Here is a 15,975-nt window from a genome sequence, read left to right as displayed (position 1 = left end):
ACTTTTCATTTGAACGTCGCATGCGGACCGATCTTCAATGTTTCCGTCCGGCATCAGCATGCGAGCAGAATTGTAAGATGATGCCGACAATGCTATCCGCATGCTAAAATCATCGGATGATCAGGGAGATACCGAAATGCGGCAGAAGCTGGCGGCTGGAAACTGGAAAATGAATGGGACCGGCGCTGAGTTGACCGAGTTGAAGGCGCTGTCTCAGATCCACCCGGCGGCATCGGTGGATATCCTGATTTGCCCACCGGCAACATTGCTCAGCCGCGCATCAATTGCCGTTCAGGGCACCGCCATCTCTGTCGGTGGTCAGGACTGTCATGCCGCGAAATCAGGCGCACATACCGGCGATATCAGTGCGGATATGCTGGTGGATGCCGGTGCAACATCGGTCATCCTGGGCCATTCCGAGCGCCGCGTGGACCACGGTGAACATGACGAAGATGTGCGGGCCAAGGCGCGCGCAGCAATGGATGCAGGTCTGAAGGCGATCATTTGCGTCGGCGAAAGCCTTGAGCAGCGCGAAGCGGCCAATACGCTCGACATAATCGGCGGCCAGATGTCCGGGTCGATCCCGGATCAGTCGACCGGCGAGAACCTGATCGTCGCATATGAACCGATCTGGGCAATTGGCACCGGCAAAGTTCCCACCCTGGAAGAAATCGGGGAAGTTCACGACTTCATGCGCGCCCGGCTAGAGCGCCGCTTTGGCGAAGGCGTGGGCCGTTCTGTCCGCCTGCTTTATGGCGGTTCGGTGAAACCCAGCAACGCGGCGGATATATTTTCAGTTTCCAACGTCGATGGCGCACTTGTGGGCGGGGCCAGCCTGAAAGCGTCTGATTTCTCGGGAATCATTCAAGCGCTGGAAGACGCCTAATTCCAGACTTCGTCCCACAGTTTCTTCGGCTCAAGGATCGGTTTTTTCAATAGATCGTCGCTTCAACGCGTTGCGGTCAGGGTTGTTCACTACAACAGGCCCGTCCCCTTTGATCGTACAAAAATCCTGCCTTGCGCACGAAACTCCGTGAGTTGACGAAGACACGCGGGATTCCGATCTGAGCGATGGGAAGGGAACAAATTACACTGGGTATTGGCGCGATATGTTTTCTGACACCCCGCCTTACGCAGGGCTTCCATCTGTTCCAGCACGGTCGGGTTGCCGCCCTGTACAGGCTGATTGCGACCTTGTGAGACAACTCCGCAATCCCGCGCCAGAACCTATGCGATGCGACATCCGCCGCCATCAAATCCGGCGTTCGCCTTTTTAGAAGCCACACAAAATGCGTTTGTCAGAGCCGGTCAAAATTCCGAGCTTCGTGTGTGTACTGCAAACTGCCGAAGTACTTTGGCTTGGCCAGTCAAGGGCTTCAGGAAAGCTTCATCACCACAAGGCCTGTCACGATCAGAACCGCAGCTGCGATCCGCACAGGTGTCAGGGCTTCGCCAAGAAACAGAATACCGACACTGAACGCCCCCACCGCACCGATCCCAGTCCAGATCGTGTATGCGGTCCCCAACGGCAAGTCCCGCATTGCAAGCGCCAGCAGACCAAATGAACCCAACATCGAAACGCCCATCACGGCCGTCGGCCACAATCGGGTAAAACCGGCCGACTGCTTCATGGCAACCGCCCAGACAATTTCCAAAAGGCCAGCAAACAGAAGAAAGATCCAGGGCATAAGACAACCTCATATCCGTACGGGTCGTCCCGAATGATGTCCCAGAAAGCAGAGGTCGTCCTCTATGCCTCAGATAAGAACCCATCGCGCGGTTTCAAGACACGAAAAAGCCGGGCAGTTGACACCACCCGGCTTTGTTCAGTTTTCAGGCAGTCTAGTTGGTTATTATTTCCGGCCCCATGAAGGTGTTGGGCAGGAAGGTCGATATCCACGGAATATACGTCACCATGATCAGGAAGACGAACAGCACCGCAAGGAAGGGCAGCGCCGCCTTCACAACGCTCATCATCGGCATACCCGCAACACCCGAAGTCACGAACAGGTTCAGACCGACCGGAGGCGTGATCATCCCGATCTCCATGTTGACCACCATGATGATACCCAGATGGATCGGGTCGATGCCCAGCTCGATAGCGATCGGGAACACCAGGGGCGCCACGATGACCAGCAGGCCAGACGGTTCCATGAACTGACCGCCGATCAGCAGGATCACGTTTACCACGATCAGGAAAGCCACCGGGCCAAGGCCCGCCGACAGCATCGCTTCGGCGATATGCTGCGGCACCTGTTCGTCGGTCAGAACATGCTTGAGGATCAGCGCGTTGGCGATCACGAACAGCAGCGTGACCGTCAGCTTGCCCGCCTCGAACAGCGTATGCTTGGTGTCCGGGTGAAAGAAAGCCGTGATCAGCGCATAGGGTTTTTTCAGCAGCGGCAGGTTCTGCGTGCCTTCTTCCGTGCTCAGCGGGCCCATGTCCTTGTACACAAAGCTGGCAATGAAGAACGCGTAGACTGCGGCGACTGCGGCGGCCTCGGTCGGGGTGAAGATGCCACCATAGATACCACCCAGAATGATGACGATCAGGAAAAGACCCCAACCGGCCTCACGGGCCGAGGTAAAGATCTCTCCCCAGCCTTTCCATTCACCCTTGGGCAGGTTCTTGACCTTGGCCATGACATAGATGGTGATCATCAGCATCAAACCAGCCATCAGACCGGGAATAACCCCCGCAAGGAACATGCGCCCAACCGAGACTTCAACAGCGGCGGCATATACGACCATGACGATGGACGGAGGGATCAGAATACCCAGTGTCCCCGCGTTGCAGATCACACCGGCGGCAAATTCCTTGGAATAGCCCACCTGACGCATCCCCGCGATTACGATCGAGCCAATGGCGACCACGGTCGCCGGAGACGACCCGGACAGGGCTGCGAACAGCATACAGGCAAAGACGCCCGCAATCGCCAGCCCGCCGGGCAAATGCCCGACACAGGCGATCGAGAACCGGATGATCCGTCGTGCGACACCACCTGTTGTCATGAAGGACGACGCCAGAATGAAGAACGGGATCGCAAGCAGCGTAAAATGCCCTTCAAAAGCTTCGAACAGCGTGCCCGCGACAGAAGCGAGTGAACTGTCAGAGTAGATCAGCAGAAACAGGGTCGAGCTGAGGCCAAGCGCAACCGCAATCGGCACACCGATCAGCAGCAGGCCGACGACCATCGAGAAAAGAAGTACGACGTCCATCAGTTGTGCTCTCCTTGCTGAGCGCGGACTTCTTCGATCTCGTCCTCGACTTCGTGGCTGGCGACAAGGCGATCCGTTTCACCACGCCAGATCTGAACGGCAACCTGGGCGAACCGGATCACCAGCAGCAGCATCGATACCGGCAGCACCAAATAGGGCACCACTTTGGGAAGCTTCTCGTACCCTTCGCCATAGTTGATCAGGTCTTCCAGAAACCGCAGCGGAGCGACCATCGGGATATCGTCAACCTCATAGAAGCTCTGGCTGCGGGCGTCGAAGTTGAACCCGGTCGGGAACCAGCGTCCGGATGTCGGCGGCAGATCCGCGAATACCGCCCAATAGTCATAGGCGCCTTTCAGCAACAGCAGCGAAAACACCAGACAGCACCCCACGGCGATGAGCGCCAGAATGCGACGCGGCGCCGGGGCCAGCATGTTCAGGATCGCATCAACACCCAGATGAGAGTGTTTCTTGACCGCGTAAGAAGCACCAAGCAGCACCAGCCAGCCAAAAGTGAACACCGTCAGTTCAAGCGCCCACAGGATATTGGAATTGAAAACAAACCGCGCGATCACGTTGGCAAATGTCACGACCGTCATCAGGCCCAACAGACACGCGATCAGGGTTTCTTCGATATGGTCGACCAGCCCGCCTTGGCCGGAATTCGCACCAGACATCTTTCTGTCCCCGCATTTTTTGTGATGAGAGAGTGTTGGGCGGGCTTGTTCAGCCCGCCCGGCCAGCGCGTCGAATACTCCCCAGTCCCCGGACGCGCTCTGCCTTTAGCCAGATTCAGAAGCCGGCGTTGATGGCCTGAGCCGCGTCGATCTTGTCCTGACCCACGTCACCTGCGAACTGGTCCCAAACAGGCTTCATCGCATCAACCCAGGCCTGACGCTGTTCCGGGGTCAATTCGCGGATGACACCGCCTGCTTCAACGATCGAAGCTTTGGCTGCTTCGTTCACGGCAAAGGCTTCCTTGTTCCGTGTTTCCGTGACTTCAGCCAGAATGGTCAGGAACTGGTCACGCACGTCCGGATCCAGGCTGTCCAGCCAGTCCACAGAGGTTACGACCAGATAGTCGATGATACCGTGGTTGGTCTCGGTGATGCCGTCCTGCACTTCGAAGAACTTCTTGCCATAGATGTTCGACCAGGTGTTTTCCTGACCATCCACAACCCCCTGTTGCAGCGCGCCGTAAACTTCCGAGAACGCCATTTTCTGCGGGCTGCCACCAATGGCCTCCATCTGTGCCACCAGAACGTCCGAAGACTGCACGCGGAACTTCAGACCGTTTGCATCCGACGGATCGACCAGCGGCTTGTTGGCCGACATCTGCTTCATGCCGTTGTGCCAGAAGGCCAGCCCCTGAAGGCCACGGCGCTGCATGCTGTCCTTCATCGCCTGACCATCGGCCGAAGCCTGGAATGCATCCACAGCATCGATGTTCTTGAACATGAACGGCAGGTCAAACAGGCGGAACTGCTTGGTGAACTTCTCGAACTTTGACAGCGACGGTGCGGCCAGCTGAACGTCGCCCTGCAACATCGCTTCCAGCACCTTGTCGTCGTTGTACAGGGTCGAGTTCGGATAGACCTCCATGCACATCACGCCGTTCATCTCGTCATTGACGCGCTGTTCCAGCAGCGATGCGGCAATGCCCTTGGGGTGTTTGTCAGTGTTGGTCACATGCGCGAACTTGACGACGATTTCACCATCGTCACAGGCTGCCACGCCTGCGGTCGCAGTGACTGTCAGGGCCAGAGCGGTTGCTGCCGTTGTCAGGAATCTCATCTGTCTTTTCCTCCCAGACTTCCTTGAAATTGTCCTTCGACACCAATTCGGTATCAGATGCAGCGAAGTGAAACGAATCGGCACGATCCACTCAACGATTTGTTTTTTGCCCCTCGATTTTCTATTTAGATATTTTATTTCAGCAGGTTATGGAGCGCCTTACTACGCTCCGTCGACGCATTCGAAACCCCAAGTGCGAGATTCCGCACAGCAATCTTCCAGTTTGTGCGGAAATCCGCACACCCTGCGAATCAAAACACCCGAATCAACTGGTGCGAAACCGCAGCCCGCGACAGCGGGCTGCCCGGCCCAACAGCTTTAGACGCATGTTAATGCGGAAAAAGGTGGCGGGAGCCCGACCGTTACCGCCGGTAATCCTCGGCCCGAATCTGGTACCGTGCCAGCTTGTCGTAAAATGTCTTGCGCGGCAGTTTCAATGCCTTCGCCGCATCTGATGCCTTACCGTTGTGACGACCCAGCGCCGCGATGAGCAGCGACCGCTCCACCCGCGCCATCTGTTCGCTGAGCCCCAGATCAGTTGCCTGCGCGACTTCTTCCGGCATTCCCAGCACGAAGCGCATCGCGGCTGACATCAGGGATCGCGCATTCCCCGGCCAGTCGCTGGCCATTAGCGACGCCAGATGCTCGGACGAGATTTCCGGCGCCACGATCCCCGCCTGTTCTGCGGCCTGTGCAACGTAATGGCGGAAGATCACCGGAATGTCGTCGGGGCGTTCTGCCAGCGATGGAATACGCACCCGCATGACATCCAGCCTGTAAAACAGGTCTGCATTGAACCGGCCTTCAGAACTCAGCGCTGAAAGATCAGCGGTCGTTCCCGCAATGATACGCCCGCCTGGTCCATGCTCGATGATCTCCAACGCCGCAAATTGCGTGGCATGGGGCATGGCCGAGACTTCGTCCAGAAACAATGACCCACCTGCCGCATCTTCACAGCTCTCGGCCAAGTCGTCGGGGCTGAGGCTTGAGGCCGTGCGTTTGACAAATGGTCCCTGCCCTGCTGGCGACATCAGATGCACGACCTCGGCGACCTTCGAGATGCCGCTGCCTGGCGGTCCTGTCACAAGAACTTCGGCACCTGTTGGCGCAACGGTCCGAACCCGCTCGCGCAGGGCCTCGGCCTGGGGCGACAGGCCGAACAGCAAACGCGCGGCGGGGTCTCCTCGTTCCAGCTCGGATTTCGCCGCTCTTTGCTCCAATACCTGCGAACGGGCTGCAAAGGCGCGTTCAAGCACCTCCAGAAGATCGGACGCGGCGCACGGCTTTTCCAGAAAATCGAACGCACCCTTTCCCATGGCGTCGACGGCCATGGGAATATCGCCCTCACCCGTCAGAAGAACCACGGGAAGATCCGGATCGACCTCTCGGGCATAAGACAAAAGATGGAACCCGTCCCGCCCCGGCATGCGGATATCCGAGATGATGACACCGGGAAACTCGGGGCTGATGTGATCCTTGGCCGCCACAAAGGATCCAGCGGTCGTTGGCTGATAGTCCGCCAATTCTAGAGTTTGAGACAGGGCCTCGCGTACGGCGGCATCATCATCGACCAACAAAACCCTGCGCATCATGCGGCCTCTTCCTTGTCGCAGGGTTCCAGTTCGACGGTAAACATGGCCCCATCCGCCGTGTTCGCGCCCCGTATATCCCCACCAAAGCTTTGAACCAGCCCGTAGGAAATGGAAAGCCCCAGCCCCAAACCTTCTGACGATCCAACGCTTTTCGTGGAATAGAAGGGCTCGAACATTCGGTCGGGGTCTTCAATGCCCGGGCCAGTATCCTGCAAGGAAACGCTCAATCGTGCGCCTTTTCGCAGCGTTATCGAAATAATCCGTTTTGGTCGCCCCAGCATTGCATCCGCCGCATTGTTGATCAGATTCACGAACACCTGCACCAAACGTACTTCACCCCCCCAAACATACACAGCGCCATTCGGGGGGGTCCAGTTCAGGGTTACATCGTCGTCTCGCAGGCGGGCCTCGGTCAGTTCAACAGCGGTGTTGAGAACCTGAATCAGGTCAACCCGCCCCATCGGTTCGCTTTCGTTGCGGGCAAAGGCGCGAAGGTTCTTGATGATCCGCGCCATCCGCGCCGCCATTTCCGAGATCCGTCCCAGGTTCTCGGCAGCCATTTCAGGTTTTCCCCGCGTCATGAACGCTGAACCGTTATCCGCGAATTGTCGTATGGCCATAAGCGGCTGGTTCAGTTCATGGCTGATGCCCGCCGACATTTGCCCCAAAGCGCTGAGCTTTCCCGCCTGCACCAGGTCTGCCTGGGCCCGCCGCAGCGCCGCCTCGGCTTCTTCCCGTTCCGCCACTTCCTTGCGCAAACTGGCATTTGCCACTGTCAGGTCATGGGTACGTTTGGCCACACGGCTTTCCAGAACGGTATTCGCTTCTGCCAATGCCCGCCGCCGCTCCATGGCAAGAAAGAGCATGGCCCCAAAGGCCAGACAGATCGCCGCGACGGCCGCCGCCTGAAGCCTGGCAAGCTGAAGGGCTGGCGCCACATCCACCAGAACCTCGGCCGTCATGTCGATCACCGGCAAATCAAGGGTCAGATGCAGCGCATCGCGCGGCAGGTAACGCCCCCAGTTCAAATGCCACAACTCGTGCCTGCCGACCTGTTTCGAAGAAAAATCGACGGCCGCACCATCTGGCGGCGTCAATCCCGCCTCACCGTCCGCCCGGCGCCAGAACAGCAGGTCGGATCTGTTGGAAATGAAAACGACACCATCTGAATCGACAAAGAAAACCGCCTCGGTACTGCCACGCCACGTTTGTTCAACGTCCTGAACATCAGCAACGACCATCAACGCGCCTTCGATCTGGCCAGACGGGCCAAAAGTGGGGGCGGCATAGGAATAGATCCGGTCTTCGCCGGAAGGTACAACCTCATGCGCACTGCCCAAGGCGCCCTGCATCGCACGGCGGAAAGCCGGATGATGGGCCATGTTGCGCTGGGACACAGGCTGCGCCGATACCAGCACCTGTCCGTTCGTATCCAGATACATCATGTTTACGGCGGCCGTTTTGTCAGCGACGTCCAGCAGCGTTGCCCGGGCTTGGCGAATACCGGCCTGCGTATCCAGTTCATGCAAAACGGGATGAGTTGCCATCAGCACGGCAAGTTCCTGATACACTTGCATCTGCGTGCTCAGCCGGTCAGCCGCCAGCTCAAGATCTGCCTCTGCCTTCTCGCTCAGCTGAGACAGGGCCTGTCGATATCCATAAGACCAGACAAACCCCGACAATAGCCCAACGGCGAGCAAAAAACCGGAAATGAACCAAACCCTGTGCATAGACAGGGTCTTGCATTCAATGCGCCGCATGGCAAGTGTGCGGCGCATGAAGTCTTTTTCGCAATCACCGACAGACCCGGGTTTCGTCCAAAACCCCTACCCGTTCTACGACAAGGCGCGAGGCTCGGGCGATCTGTTCTATTGGCAGGACTATGGTGTGGTCGCCGCGGTTTCAAACCGCGCGGTTCGCACCCTATTTCGGGACCGCAGATTTGGCCGCGAGGTACCGCCCGAACTGGCAGAGCAAGGTCCCGCCCATCTGGCGCCCTGGCTGGCCATCGAGGCCCATTCACTGCTTGAGGCAGAACCGCCAAGGCACACACGCCTTCGATCATTGGTGATGCGCGCCTTCACGTCACGGGCGATTTCTGCGCTGCAACCTTCCATCGAAGATCTGTGCCACGGCCTGATCAAGGACTTCCCTCGGAACACGTTCGACCTGTTGGAAGCCTATTGCACTCAGGTTCCGGTGGTCACGATCTGCCGGCTTCTGGGCGTCCCCGAAGCCATGGCGCCCGATCTGTTGCAGTGGTCTCACGATATGGTTGCCATGTATCAGGCCAATCGCACGCAGGACACCGAAGACAGGGCCGCCAAATCATCTCGGGAATTCACCGAATTCCTGAAGGAATACATAGAGCTGCGGCGCAATGATCCACGGGACGACCTGATAACCCGGTTGATAAGCGCCGAGGAAGAAGGCCAGAAACTGTCACTGGACGAGCTGGTTGCCACCTGCATCCTGCTGCTCAACGCAGGCCATGAGGCTACCGTGCATTCACTGGGGAACGGGGTGAAAACCCTGTTGCAGACCCGTACCGCCCCCGACGCCCTGGCACCGGATGGACTCGACGCAACCATCGAAGAAATCCTGCGCTATGATCCGCCTTTGCACATGTTCACACGCTACGCGTATGAGGACGTGGACCTGTTCGGCCATTCATTCAAACGTGGCGATCAAGTGGCACTGTTGCTTGGCGCGGCCAACCGCGACCCCGCTGTCTGGGCTGAACCGCACACGTTTCAGCCGAGCCGTCCGATTGAAGTCAACACAAGCTTTGGGGGCGGAATTCATTTCTGCGTTGGCGCACCTCTGGCGCGTCTGGAAATGCGCATTGCTTTGCCGATCCTGTTCGAAAGCTGTCCAAACCTGAAACTGGCTGCGCCGCCGCTTTTCTCGGACAGCTATCACTTTCACGGGCTGAATCAGCTGCTGGTCAGACGTTAGCCATCACATCTCGCACATCTACACGACGCTTCCGGCGATTTTGCTTCCGGCAGGATGAAAACACCCATCAGTTCATCTGGCTCAAAGCCCCATGAAAGACACAGGCAGAAGGGTATGGCCGTGGGTTCTAAGCCCCCTCTGCCAACGCATTCAGCGGCAGCATCGTCGTGGACTTGATCTCTTCCATGGACAACAACGCCGTGACATTGTGCACACGCACCTCCGAGATGAGCGACTGATAGAACTGATCATAGGCACGTGCGTTCTTGACCCGGACTTTCAGGATATAGTCGATATCACCCGCCAACCGGTGCGCCTCTTGCACTTCGGGGTGATCCTTCAATGCTTTCAGGAATTTACGTTGCCAGTCCGCCTCATGTTCCGAGGTGCGGATCAAAACAAAAAAGGTGGCTTCGAACCCAAGTGCCTCGGCATCCAGCAGCACCGTTTGCTGGCCGATGATTCCCGCCCCCTTGAGCTTGCGAATGCGATTCCAGACAGGCGTCTTTGAACTGCCGACCCGAGCCGCAATTTCGTCCAATGATTGGCCTGCGTCCCGTTGCAGCTCGGCCAGAATTTTTCGATCCGTGTCATCTATCCGCACCGACATTCCAATTTTCCTTCTGTTTCGACACCCCTGTTCCGATTTTCCCGAAAATCGGAACATTTGTCCTTATTTCAGCGGCGATATGGCGCTTTGGTGGGAATATTTCCTATATTGAGGGTCAAGTCAAACAATGCCCGAGACGATCCGATGCAGGATTTTCACACAACCAAGCCCAAAGGTCATGTCGACTTTGTCGGCGCCGGGCCCGGTGACCCCGAATTGCTGACGCTCAAAGCGTTGGCCGCATTCGAGCGCGCGGATGTGGTGCTGCATGATCGCCTGATCAGCAAGCCCGTGCTGGACATTGCCGCCCAGAATGCCGCTTTGGTCGATGTCGGCAAGGCCGGGTTCGGCCCCTCGTGGAAGCAAAGCGATATCGACGCGCTTCTGGTTGAACACGCCCTGAATGGCAACCGTGTGGTGCGCCTGAAATCGGGGGATCCCACAATCTTTGGTCGTCTGGACGAAGAAATCGAAGCCGTCGATGCGGCCGGCATATCCTGGCAGATCATTCCCGGCATCACGGCGGCCTCTGCCGCAGTGGCTGGCATCGGTCAAAGCCTGACCCGCCGTGGACGCAACTCATCGGTGCGTTTTTTGACCGGGCACGACATGCAAGGATTCGCGGATCACGATTGGAACGCTCTGGCTCAGGCCGGTTCCGTGGCGGCAATCTACATGGGCAAGAAATCCGCTCGGTTCATTCAGGGCCGTCTGATCATGCACGGCGCCGATCGCACCACCCCCATTACCCTGGTCGAGAATGCCTCGCGTCCCGACCAACGGATTTTGGCCACCACCTTGGACCAGTTGCCCACCGATCTGGCCGCCGCCGAAATGGATGGACCGGCCCTGACCTTCTATGGCCTTGCCCCGCGCGAAGCGGCGCAGGCTGTAACCGAATTCAACAAGGAGCTTGCCTGATGGCCCGCGCTTTTACCCCCAAAGTCGTCACTGCAAATGACTTGCTCGAAGGTGACGTGATTTACCTGACCGAAGATGACCGCTGGTCCCGTGACCTGAGCGAGGCAGAACTGATCACCGACGAGGCGCATGCGCAGGTTCGCCTGCTGGATGCCGCGCGTCAGGCAAACAAAATCGTGGGCGCTTATCTGGCCGATGCCGTCGCTGGCGAAAACGGCCCCGAGCCCACCCATTTCCGGGAAGACTTCCGCCGCACTGGTCCGTCCAACTATGCCCACGGCAAACAGGAAACTTCCCCGCAGCCCCGGGCCTGACCTCTGGCCCTTCTCTCTCCCCTTCAAGGCCCCAGGTTCGGGGCTGCAACCAAGGACAGCTAGACATGTATCGCTACTCCGAGTTTGACAAAGATTTTCTGGCAGAGCGTAACGCGCAGTTCCGCGCTCAGGTCGAGCGCCGCATTGACGGTTCGCTGACCGAAGATGAATTCAAGCCGCTGCGCCTGATGAACGGCCTGTATCTGCAACTGCACGCATACATGCTGCGGGTCGCCATTCCCTACGGCACGCTGAACAGCGCACAAATGCGCCAATTGGCCCTGCTGGCTGAAAAGTGGGACAAGGGTTATGGCCATTTCACCACCCGTCAGAACATCCAGTACAACTGGCCGAAACTGAAAGATGTGCCAGACATGCTGGACGCGCTGGCCGAGGTCGGCATGCACGCCATCCAGACCTCGGGCAACACCATCCGCAACGTGACCGCCGACCATTTCGCCGGTGCCGCTGCGGATGAGGTCGCCGACCCGCGCCCCTATGCCGAACTGCTGCGCCAGTGGTCGACCGACCACCCGGAGTTCCAGTTCATGCCGCGCAAGTTCAAGATCGCGATCACCGGTTCGGAAAACGACCGCGCCGTGATCAAAGCGCATGACATCGGCCTGCAACTGGTCGAACGTGACGGCGTTCTGGGTGCGCGCGTCATCGTCGGTGGCGGTCTGGGCCGTACGCCCATGATCGGCAAGGAACTGTCCGAATTCGTCGCATTCGATGATCTACTGGCCTATCTGGAAGCCACCGTGTCGGTCTGGAACCAGATCGGTCGCCGCGACAACAAGTACAAGGCGCGCATCAAGATCACCGTGCATGAACACGGCATCGACACCATCCGCGCCAAGGTGAATGAACGTTTCTTGCAGGTTCGCCCACAGTTCAAGGGCGCCGACATGGCGCTGCTGGATGAGATCAAGGGCCATTTTGCGCCTCCGGCCTTCCGCGAAGGTTCGATTGCATCATTTGAAAGCGCCTATTCCAACGATCCGGTTTTCCGGTCGTGGGTCGATACCAACATCGCGCCCCACAAGAACGCGGACCACGCGATCGTTACGATCTCGATCAAGAAACACGGTCAGACGCCGGGTGATGCGACCGCCGAGCAGATGCGCGTGATGGCCGATCTGGCCGAAGAATTCGCCTATGATGAGTTGCGTATCAGCCACGAGCAGAACGTGATCCTGCCGCATGTCCACAAATCGGACCTGCCCGCGATCCACGCCAAGCTGAAGGAACACGAACTGGCCACCGCCAATATCGGCCTGATCAGCGACATCATCGCTTGCCCCGGCATGGATTACTGCGCGCTGGCGACGGCGCGTTCGATCCCGGTTGCTCAGGAAATTGCAACCCGCTTCGAAGAGTTGAAGCTGGAGCATGACATCGGGCACCTGAAGATCAAGATCTCGGGCTGCATCAACGCCTGCGGCCACCACCATGTGGGCCATATCGGCATCCTGGGCCTGGATCGTGCAGGCGTCGAAAACTACCAGATCACCCTGGGTGGCGACGCCACCGAGACGGCCGCGATCGGCGACCGCACCGGTCCGGGTTTTGCCTATGACGAGATCGTGCCGGCCGTGGAACGCATCGTCGACACCTACCTGGATCTGCGCGAGAGTGCTGAAGAAACCTTTCTTATGACCTATCGCCGCGTCGGCATGGAGCCGTTCAAGGCCGCCCTCTACCCCGAGGCTCGGGCGAATGCCGCTTGATCTGATCCAAACGGAACTGGGCAAAGACCGCAGCGACCTGACCGAGAAGGTCAACGCATTGAATGCCCGGTTCCGTCACCACAGCGCCCATGACGTGATTCATGGCGCCCTTGAAGAGATCGATGCGCTTGCTCTGGTCTCAAGCTTTGGCGCGGAATCGGTGGTGCTGCTGCACATGGCTGCCGTGATCGACAAGATGACGCCGGTGTTGTTCGTGGATACCCAATTGCTGTTCACCGAAACGCTGGAGTACCAGCAGGAAGTCAGCGAGCGCCTGGGGCTCAGGAACATCCGGATCATCCGGGCGGATGACGAAGAACTGCAACGCGAAGACCCCTATGGCGCGCTGCGCCTGCGGGATACGGATGCGTGCTGCAACCTTCGCAAGACCTTTCCTTTGCAGCAAGCCCTGACCGGGTATTGCGGTTGGATTACCGGCCGAAAACGGTTTCAGTCCGGCACGCGCGCCGCGCTCGAGTTTTTCGAGGTCGAAGACGGCACGGGCCGGATCAAGGTCAATCCGCTGGCCCATTGGGCGCCGGACGATGTGCGCGCCTATATGGAAGAAAACAACCTGCCCCGGCATCCGCTGGTGGCCAAAGGATACCCTTCGATCGGCTGTGCGCCCTGCACTTCGCCGGTGAAGGAAGGCGAAGACCCCCGCGCCGGCCGCTGGCGCGATCAGAACAAGGAAGAATGCGGCATTCATTTTGTCGATGGCAAGATGGTGCGCATCGGAGAGAAAACATGAACGTAATCGTAACGGATGAGGGCTTTTCGCCCGATGACTGGACCGACGGCTTTGTCACTCTGGATGATGCCGCAAATGACGTGGTTGCGCTGGACGTCAGCTCGGACACGGACCCGGATGAGCTTTTTGACCGCTTGGGCAGTGCCAAGCTGGTCCGGGTGGATTTTCCATCCTTTGCCGACGGTCGCGGCTTTACCATCGCCCGCACCTTGCGCCTTAAGGGCTATACGGGACGCTTGCGCGCCAAGGGTCATGTTCTGGCAGATCAGTATGCTATGGCGCGCCGCTGCGGCTTTGACGAAGTTGAGATTGACGGAGACCTGGCAGATCGCCAGCCCGAAGATCAGTGGCTTTCCCGGGCCGACTGGAAAGAGAACAATTATCAGGCGCGTTTGCGCGGTTAAAATCCGCCCATCGCCAGCTTGAAACGCAAAGGGGGCAATCTGTCCCCTTTTCCTGACTTGGATCAAAGATTAAACGGAGATGTCGGTTTAGCAGACCGGCAGGTAAACGATGACAGAGATGAAGCCCGTGAGCGAAGCAACTGCCGTGAAGGCCCCGGTCCTGCCGGACGCGCAAACTGTAACCGAGGTCAAGCATTGGACCGACAGCCTGTTCTCTTTCAAGGTGACGCGCCCCGCCACGCTGCGTTTCCGCTCGGGCGAGTTCGTGATGATCGGTCTGCTGGGCGACAATGGCAAACCATTGCTGCGCGCCTATTCAATCGCTTCGCCGTCGTGGGACGATGAGCTGGAGTTCTATTCGATCAAGGTTCAGAACGGCCCGCTGACGTCGAAGCTTCAGCATATCAAGCCCGGCGACCAGATCATCCTGCGCCCCAAGCCGGTTGGCACGTTGGTGCATGACGCCCTGCTGCCGGGCAAGCGTTTGTGGTTCTTTGCCACTGGCACCGGCTTTGCCCCGTTTGCTTCGTTGTTGCGCGAACCGCAAACATATGAAGACTATGACGAGGTGATCATCACCCATACCTGCCGCGAAGTGGCCGAACTGGAATATGGCCGCCAATTGATCGACAGCATCCGTCAGGATGAAATGCTGGCTGAACTTATTGGCGAAGGCTTTGCTGACAAGATCCGCTATTACCCGACAACCACGCGCGAAGAGAGCCCCAAGATGGGTCGGATCACCGACCTGCTGAAGGATGGCACCGTGTTCAGCGATCTGGGCATTGAAGGCGGAATCAAGCCCGAAACCGATCGCGCCATGGTCTGCGGGTCGCTGGCTTTCAACCTGGACATCAAGGAAATCCTTGAAGGTTTTGGTCTGCGCGAGGGCGCGAATTCCGAACCCAAAGAGTTCGTGATCGAAAAGGCCTTTGTCGGCTAAAGGCACCATGCGTTCGGAGCTTTGCAGCCCCGAACGCAAAAATCAGCGGACAAAACACTGTTTTTTCGCAACTGCCGGTGTTTATGCCGCTTGAAGTGTGGCCCGGCCCGGTTTAAATTCCGGGCTCGAAATTCTGCAATTATCAAAGGAATGAACCCATAGCTCGCAGACCTCACAACGCGCCGCCACAACGAGACACCGGCCCGCGCGTCAATGATAAGATCCGTGCCCCCGAAATTCGCCTGATTGGCGCCGAAGGTGAAAATGTCGGGGTGGTTCATCCCGCCAAAGCCATGCAGATGGCCGCCGATGCCGGTCTTGATCTGGTCGAAATTTCGCCCAATGCGAACCCACCGGTCTGCAAGATCATGGACTTCGGCAAATTCAAATACGAAACGCAGAAACGCGAAGCCGAAGCCCGCAAGAAGCAAAAGATCATCGAGGTGAAAGAGGTCAAGTTCCGACCCAACACCGACACGCATGACTATGACGTCAAGATGCGCAACGTCTTCAAGTTTCTGGAAAACGGCGACAAGGTCAAAGTTACCCTGCGTTTTCGCGGTCGCGAAATGGCACACCAGAACCTGGGCCGCGAATTGCTGGAGCGCGTTGCCGAGGACGTCAAGGACTTGGGCAAGATTGAAAACATGCCCAAGATGGAAGGCCGTCAGATGATCATGATGATCGGCCCGCTGCCGCAAAAATAATCCGGTCCAAAGATCGAAACGGTCCAAGCCCC

At 58.1% G+C, this 15,975-nt stretch carries 16 protein-coding genes; 9 read left to right on the top strand and 7 right to left on the bottom strand.

Annotated elements, in window-relative coordinates:
- The first annotated feature begins 136 nt into the window (after positions 1 to 136).
- Positions 137 to 886 carry a triose-phosphate isomerase gene (tpiA, locus tag FIU92_RS06780; RefSeq protein ID WP_152457846.1) on the top strand — a complete coding sequence of 250 codons (750 nt, stop codon included), beginning with the start codon at positions 137 to 139 and terminating at the stop codon, positions 884 to 886.
- A gap of 490 nt (positions 887 to 1,376) precedes the next feature.
- Here the strand turns inward: tpiA and FIU92_RS06775 are convergent, their stop codons facing one another.
- The 6 genes from FIU92_RS06775 to FIU92_RS06750 all read right to left on the bottom strand — a co-directional run bounded on the left by FIU92_RS06775 (position 1,377) and on the right by FIU92_RS06750 (position 8,383).
- Positions 1,377 to 1,688 carry a multidrug efflux SMR transporter gene (locus FIU92_RS06775; protein ID WP_152457845.1) on the bottom strand — a complete coding sequence of 104 codons (312 nt, stop codon included), beginning with the start codon at positions 1,686 to 1,688 and terminating at the stop codon, positions 1,377 to 1,379.
- A gap of 154 nt (positions 1,689 to 1,842) precedes the next feature.
- Positions 1,843 to 3,219, bottom strand: coding sequence for a TRAP transporter large permease (locus FIU92_RS06770; protein WP_152457844.1), 1,377 nt, complete (start codon positions 3,217 to 3,219; stop codon positions 1,843 to 1,845).
- Entirely contained in the window at positions 3,219 to 3,896 is a 678-nt protein-coding gene (locus FIU92_RS06765; RefSeq protein WP_152457843.1) for a TRAP transporter small permease, read from the bottom strand. Before FIU92_RS06765 ends, FIU92_RS06770 begins: the two co-directional genes overlap by 1 nt.
- Before the next feature lie 115 nt (positions 3,897 to 4,011).
- Positions 4,012 to 5,013, bottom strand: a complete 1,002-nt coding sequence (locus tag FIU92_RS06760) for a DctP family TRAP transporter solute-binding subunit (protein ID WP_152457842.1) — start codon at positions 5,011 to 5,013, stop codon at positions 4,012 to 4,014.
- Positions 5,014 to 5,375: 362 nt separating this feature from the next.
- The gene (locus FIU92_RS06755; RefSeq protein ID WP_152457841.1) at positions 5,376 to 6,605 is read right to left on the bottom strand and encodes a sigma-54 dependent transcriptional regulator; all 1,230 of its coding nucleotides are present in this window, start codon (positions 6,603 to 6,605) and stop codon (positions 5,376 to 5,378) included.
- Positions 6,602 to 8,383 carry an ATP-binding protein gene (locus FIU92_RS06750; protein ID WP_152457840.1) on the bottom strand — a complete coding sequence of 594 codons (1,782 nt, stop codon included), beginning with the start codon at positions 8,381 to 8,383 and terminating at the stop codon, positions 6,602 to 6,604. The genes FIU92_RS06755 and FIU92_RS06750 overlap by 4 nt, the downstream gene beginning before the upstream one ends.
- Here FIU92_RS06750 and FIU92_RS06745 point away from each other — a divergent pair.
- Entirely contained in the window at positions 8,382 to 9,563 is a 1,182-nt protein-coding gene (locus tag FIU92_RS06745; protein WP_152457839.1) for a cytochrome P450, read from the top strand. The two genes, FIU92_RS06750 and FIU92_RS06745, sit on opposite strands and share 2 nt — an antisense overlap.
- A gap of 127 nt (positions 9,564 to 9,690) precedes the next feature.
- On the opposite strand, the gene FIU92_RS06740 is transcribed toward FIU92_RS06745, so the two are convergent.
- Positions 9,691 to 10,173, bottom strand: a complete 483-nt coding sequence (locus FIU92_RS06740; RefSeq protein WP_117869097.1) for an Lrp/AsnC family transcriptional regulator — start codon at positions 10,171 to 10,173, stop codon at positions 9,691 to 9,693.
- 144 nt (positions 10,174 to 10,317) lie between these two features.
- On the opposite strand from FIU92_RS06740, the gene cobA reads away from it, so the two are divergent.
- The 7 genes from cobA to infC all read left to right on the top strand — a co-directional run bounded on the left by cobA (position 10,318) and on the right by infC (position 15,943).
- Entirely contained in the window at positions 10,318 to 11,094 is a 777-nt protein-coding gene (gene cobA / locus FIU92_RS06735; RefSeq protein ID WP_152457838.1) for a uroporphyrinogen-III C-methyltransferase, read from the top strand.
- Entirely contained in the window at positions 11,094 to 11,408 is a 315-nt protein-coding gene (locus FIU92_RS06730; RefSeq protein ID WP_152457837.1) for a DUF2849 domain-containing protein, read from the top strand. The genes cobA and FIU92_RS06730 overlap by 1 nt, the downstream gene beginning before the upstream one ends.
- Positions 11,409 to 11,473: 65 nt before the next feature.
- The gene (locus FIU92_RS06725) at positions 11,474 to 13,138 is read left to right on the top strand and encodes a nitrite/sulfite reductase (protein WP_152457836.1); all 1,665 of its coding nucleotides are present in this window, start codon (positions 11,474 to 11,476) and stop codon (positions 13,136 to 13,138) included.
- Entirely contained in the window at positions 13,128 to 13,889 is a 762-nt protein-coding gene (locus FIU92_RS06720) for a phosphoadenylyl-sulfate reductase (protein WP_152457835.1), read from the top strand. The genes FIU92_RS06725 and FIU92_RS06720 overlap by 11 nt, the downstream gene beginning before the upstream one ends.
- Complete coding sequence (locus FIU92_RS06715; RefSeq protein WP_152457834.1) at positions 13,886 to 14,293, top strand: DUF934 domain-containing protein; 408 nt, start codon at positions 13,886 to 13,888, stop codon at positions 14,291 to 14,293. Before FIU92_RS06720 ends, FIU92_RS06715 begins: the two co-directional genes overlap by 4 nt.
- A 109-nt stretch (positions 14,294 to 14,402) precedes the next feature.
- Positions 14,403 to 15,236: a ferredoxin--NADP reductase gene (locus tag FIU92_RS06710; protein ID WP_152457833.1), complete on the top strand. Its 834-nt coding sequence runs from the start codon at positions 14,403 to 14,405 to the stop codon at positions 15,234 to 15,236.
- A gap of 158 nt (positions 15,237 to 15,394) precedes the next feature.
- Entirely contained in the window at positions 15,395 to 15,943 is a 549-nt protein-coding gene (infC, locus tag FIU92_RS06705; protein WP_152457832.1) for a translation initiation factor IF-3, read from the top strand.
- Positions 15,944 to 15,975 lie beyond the last annotated feature (32 nt).

The sequence above is a fragment of the Ruegeria sp. THAF33 genome, from assembly GCF_009363615.1.
GTDB lineage: Bacteria > Pseudomonadota > Alphaproteobacteria > Rhodobacterales > Rhodobacteraceae > Ruegeria.
Note: the sequence above shows the minus strand (reverse complement) of the source record. Positions and strands in the feature narration are given on the sequence as shown.

Excerpts from the sequence above, each read along its gene's own strand:
- tpiA (WP_152457846.1), top strand. The coding sequence starts at position 137 with ATGCGGCAGAAGCTGGCGGCTGGAAACTGGAAAATGAATGGGACCGGC.
- FIU92_RS06775 (WP_152457845.1), bottom strand. The coding sequence starts at position 1,688 with ATGCCCTGGATCTTTCTTCTGTTTGCTGGCCTTTTGGAAATTGTCTGG.
- FIU92_RS06770 (WP_152457844.1), bottom strand. The coding sequence starts at position 3,219 with ATGGACGTCGTACTTCTTTTCTCGATGGTCGTCGGCCTGCTGCTGATC.
- FIU92_RS06765 (WP_152457843.1), bottom strand. The coding sequence starts at position 3,896 with ATGTCTGGTGCGAATTCCGGCCAAGGCGGGCTGGTCGACCATATCGAA.
- FIU92_RS06760 (WP_152457842.1), bottom strand. The coding sequence starts at position 5,013 with ATGAGATTCCTGACAACGGCAGCAACCGCTCTGGCCCTGACAGTCACT.
- FIU92_RS06755 (WP_152457841.1), bottom strand. The coding sequence starts at position 6,605 with ATGATGCGCAGGGTTTTGTTGGTCGATGATGATGCCGCCGTACGCGAG.
- FIU92_RS06745 (WP_152457839.1), top strand. The coding sequence starts at position 8,382 with ATGAAGTCTTTTTCGCAATCACCGACAGACCCGGGTTTCGTCCAAAAC.
- FIU92_RS06750 (WP_152457840.1), bottom strand. The coding sequence starts at position 8,383 with ATGCGCCGCACACTTGCCATGCGGCGCATTGAATGCAAGACCCTGTCT.
- FIU92_RS06740 (WP_117869097.1), bottom strand. The coding sequence starts at position 10,173 with ATGTCGGTGCGGATAGATGACACGGATCGAAAAATTCTGGCCGAGCTG.
- cobA (WP_152457838.1), top strand. The coding sequence starts at position 10,318 with ATGCAGGATTTTCACACAACCAAGCCCAAAGGTCATGTCGACTTTGTC.
- FIU92_RS06730 (WP_152457837.1), top strand. The coding sequence starts at position 11,094 with ATGGCCCGCGCTTTTACCCCCAAAGTCGTCACTGCAAATGACTTGCTC.
- FIU92_RS06725 (WP_152457836.1), top strand. The coding sequence starts at position 11,474 with ATGTATCGCTACTCCGAGTTTGACAAAGATTTTCTGGCAGAGCGTAAC.
- FIU92_RS06720 (WP_152457835.1), top strand. The coding sequence starts at position 13,128 with ATGCCGCTTGATCTGATCCAAACGGAACTGGGCAAAGACCGCAGCGAC.
- FIU92_RS06715 (WP_152457834.1), top strand. The coding sequence starts at position 13,886 with ATGAACGTAATCGTAACGGATGAGGGCTTTTCGCCCGATGACTGGACC.
- FIU92_RS06710 (WP_152457833.1), top strand. The coding sequence starts at position 14,403 with ATGACAGAGATGAAGCCCGTGAGCGAAGCAACTGCCGTGAAGGCCCCG.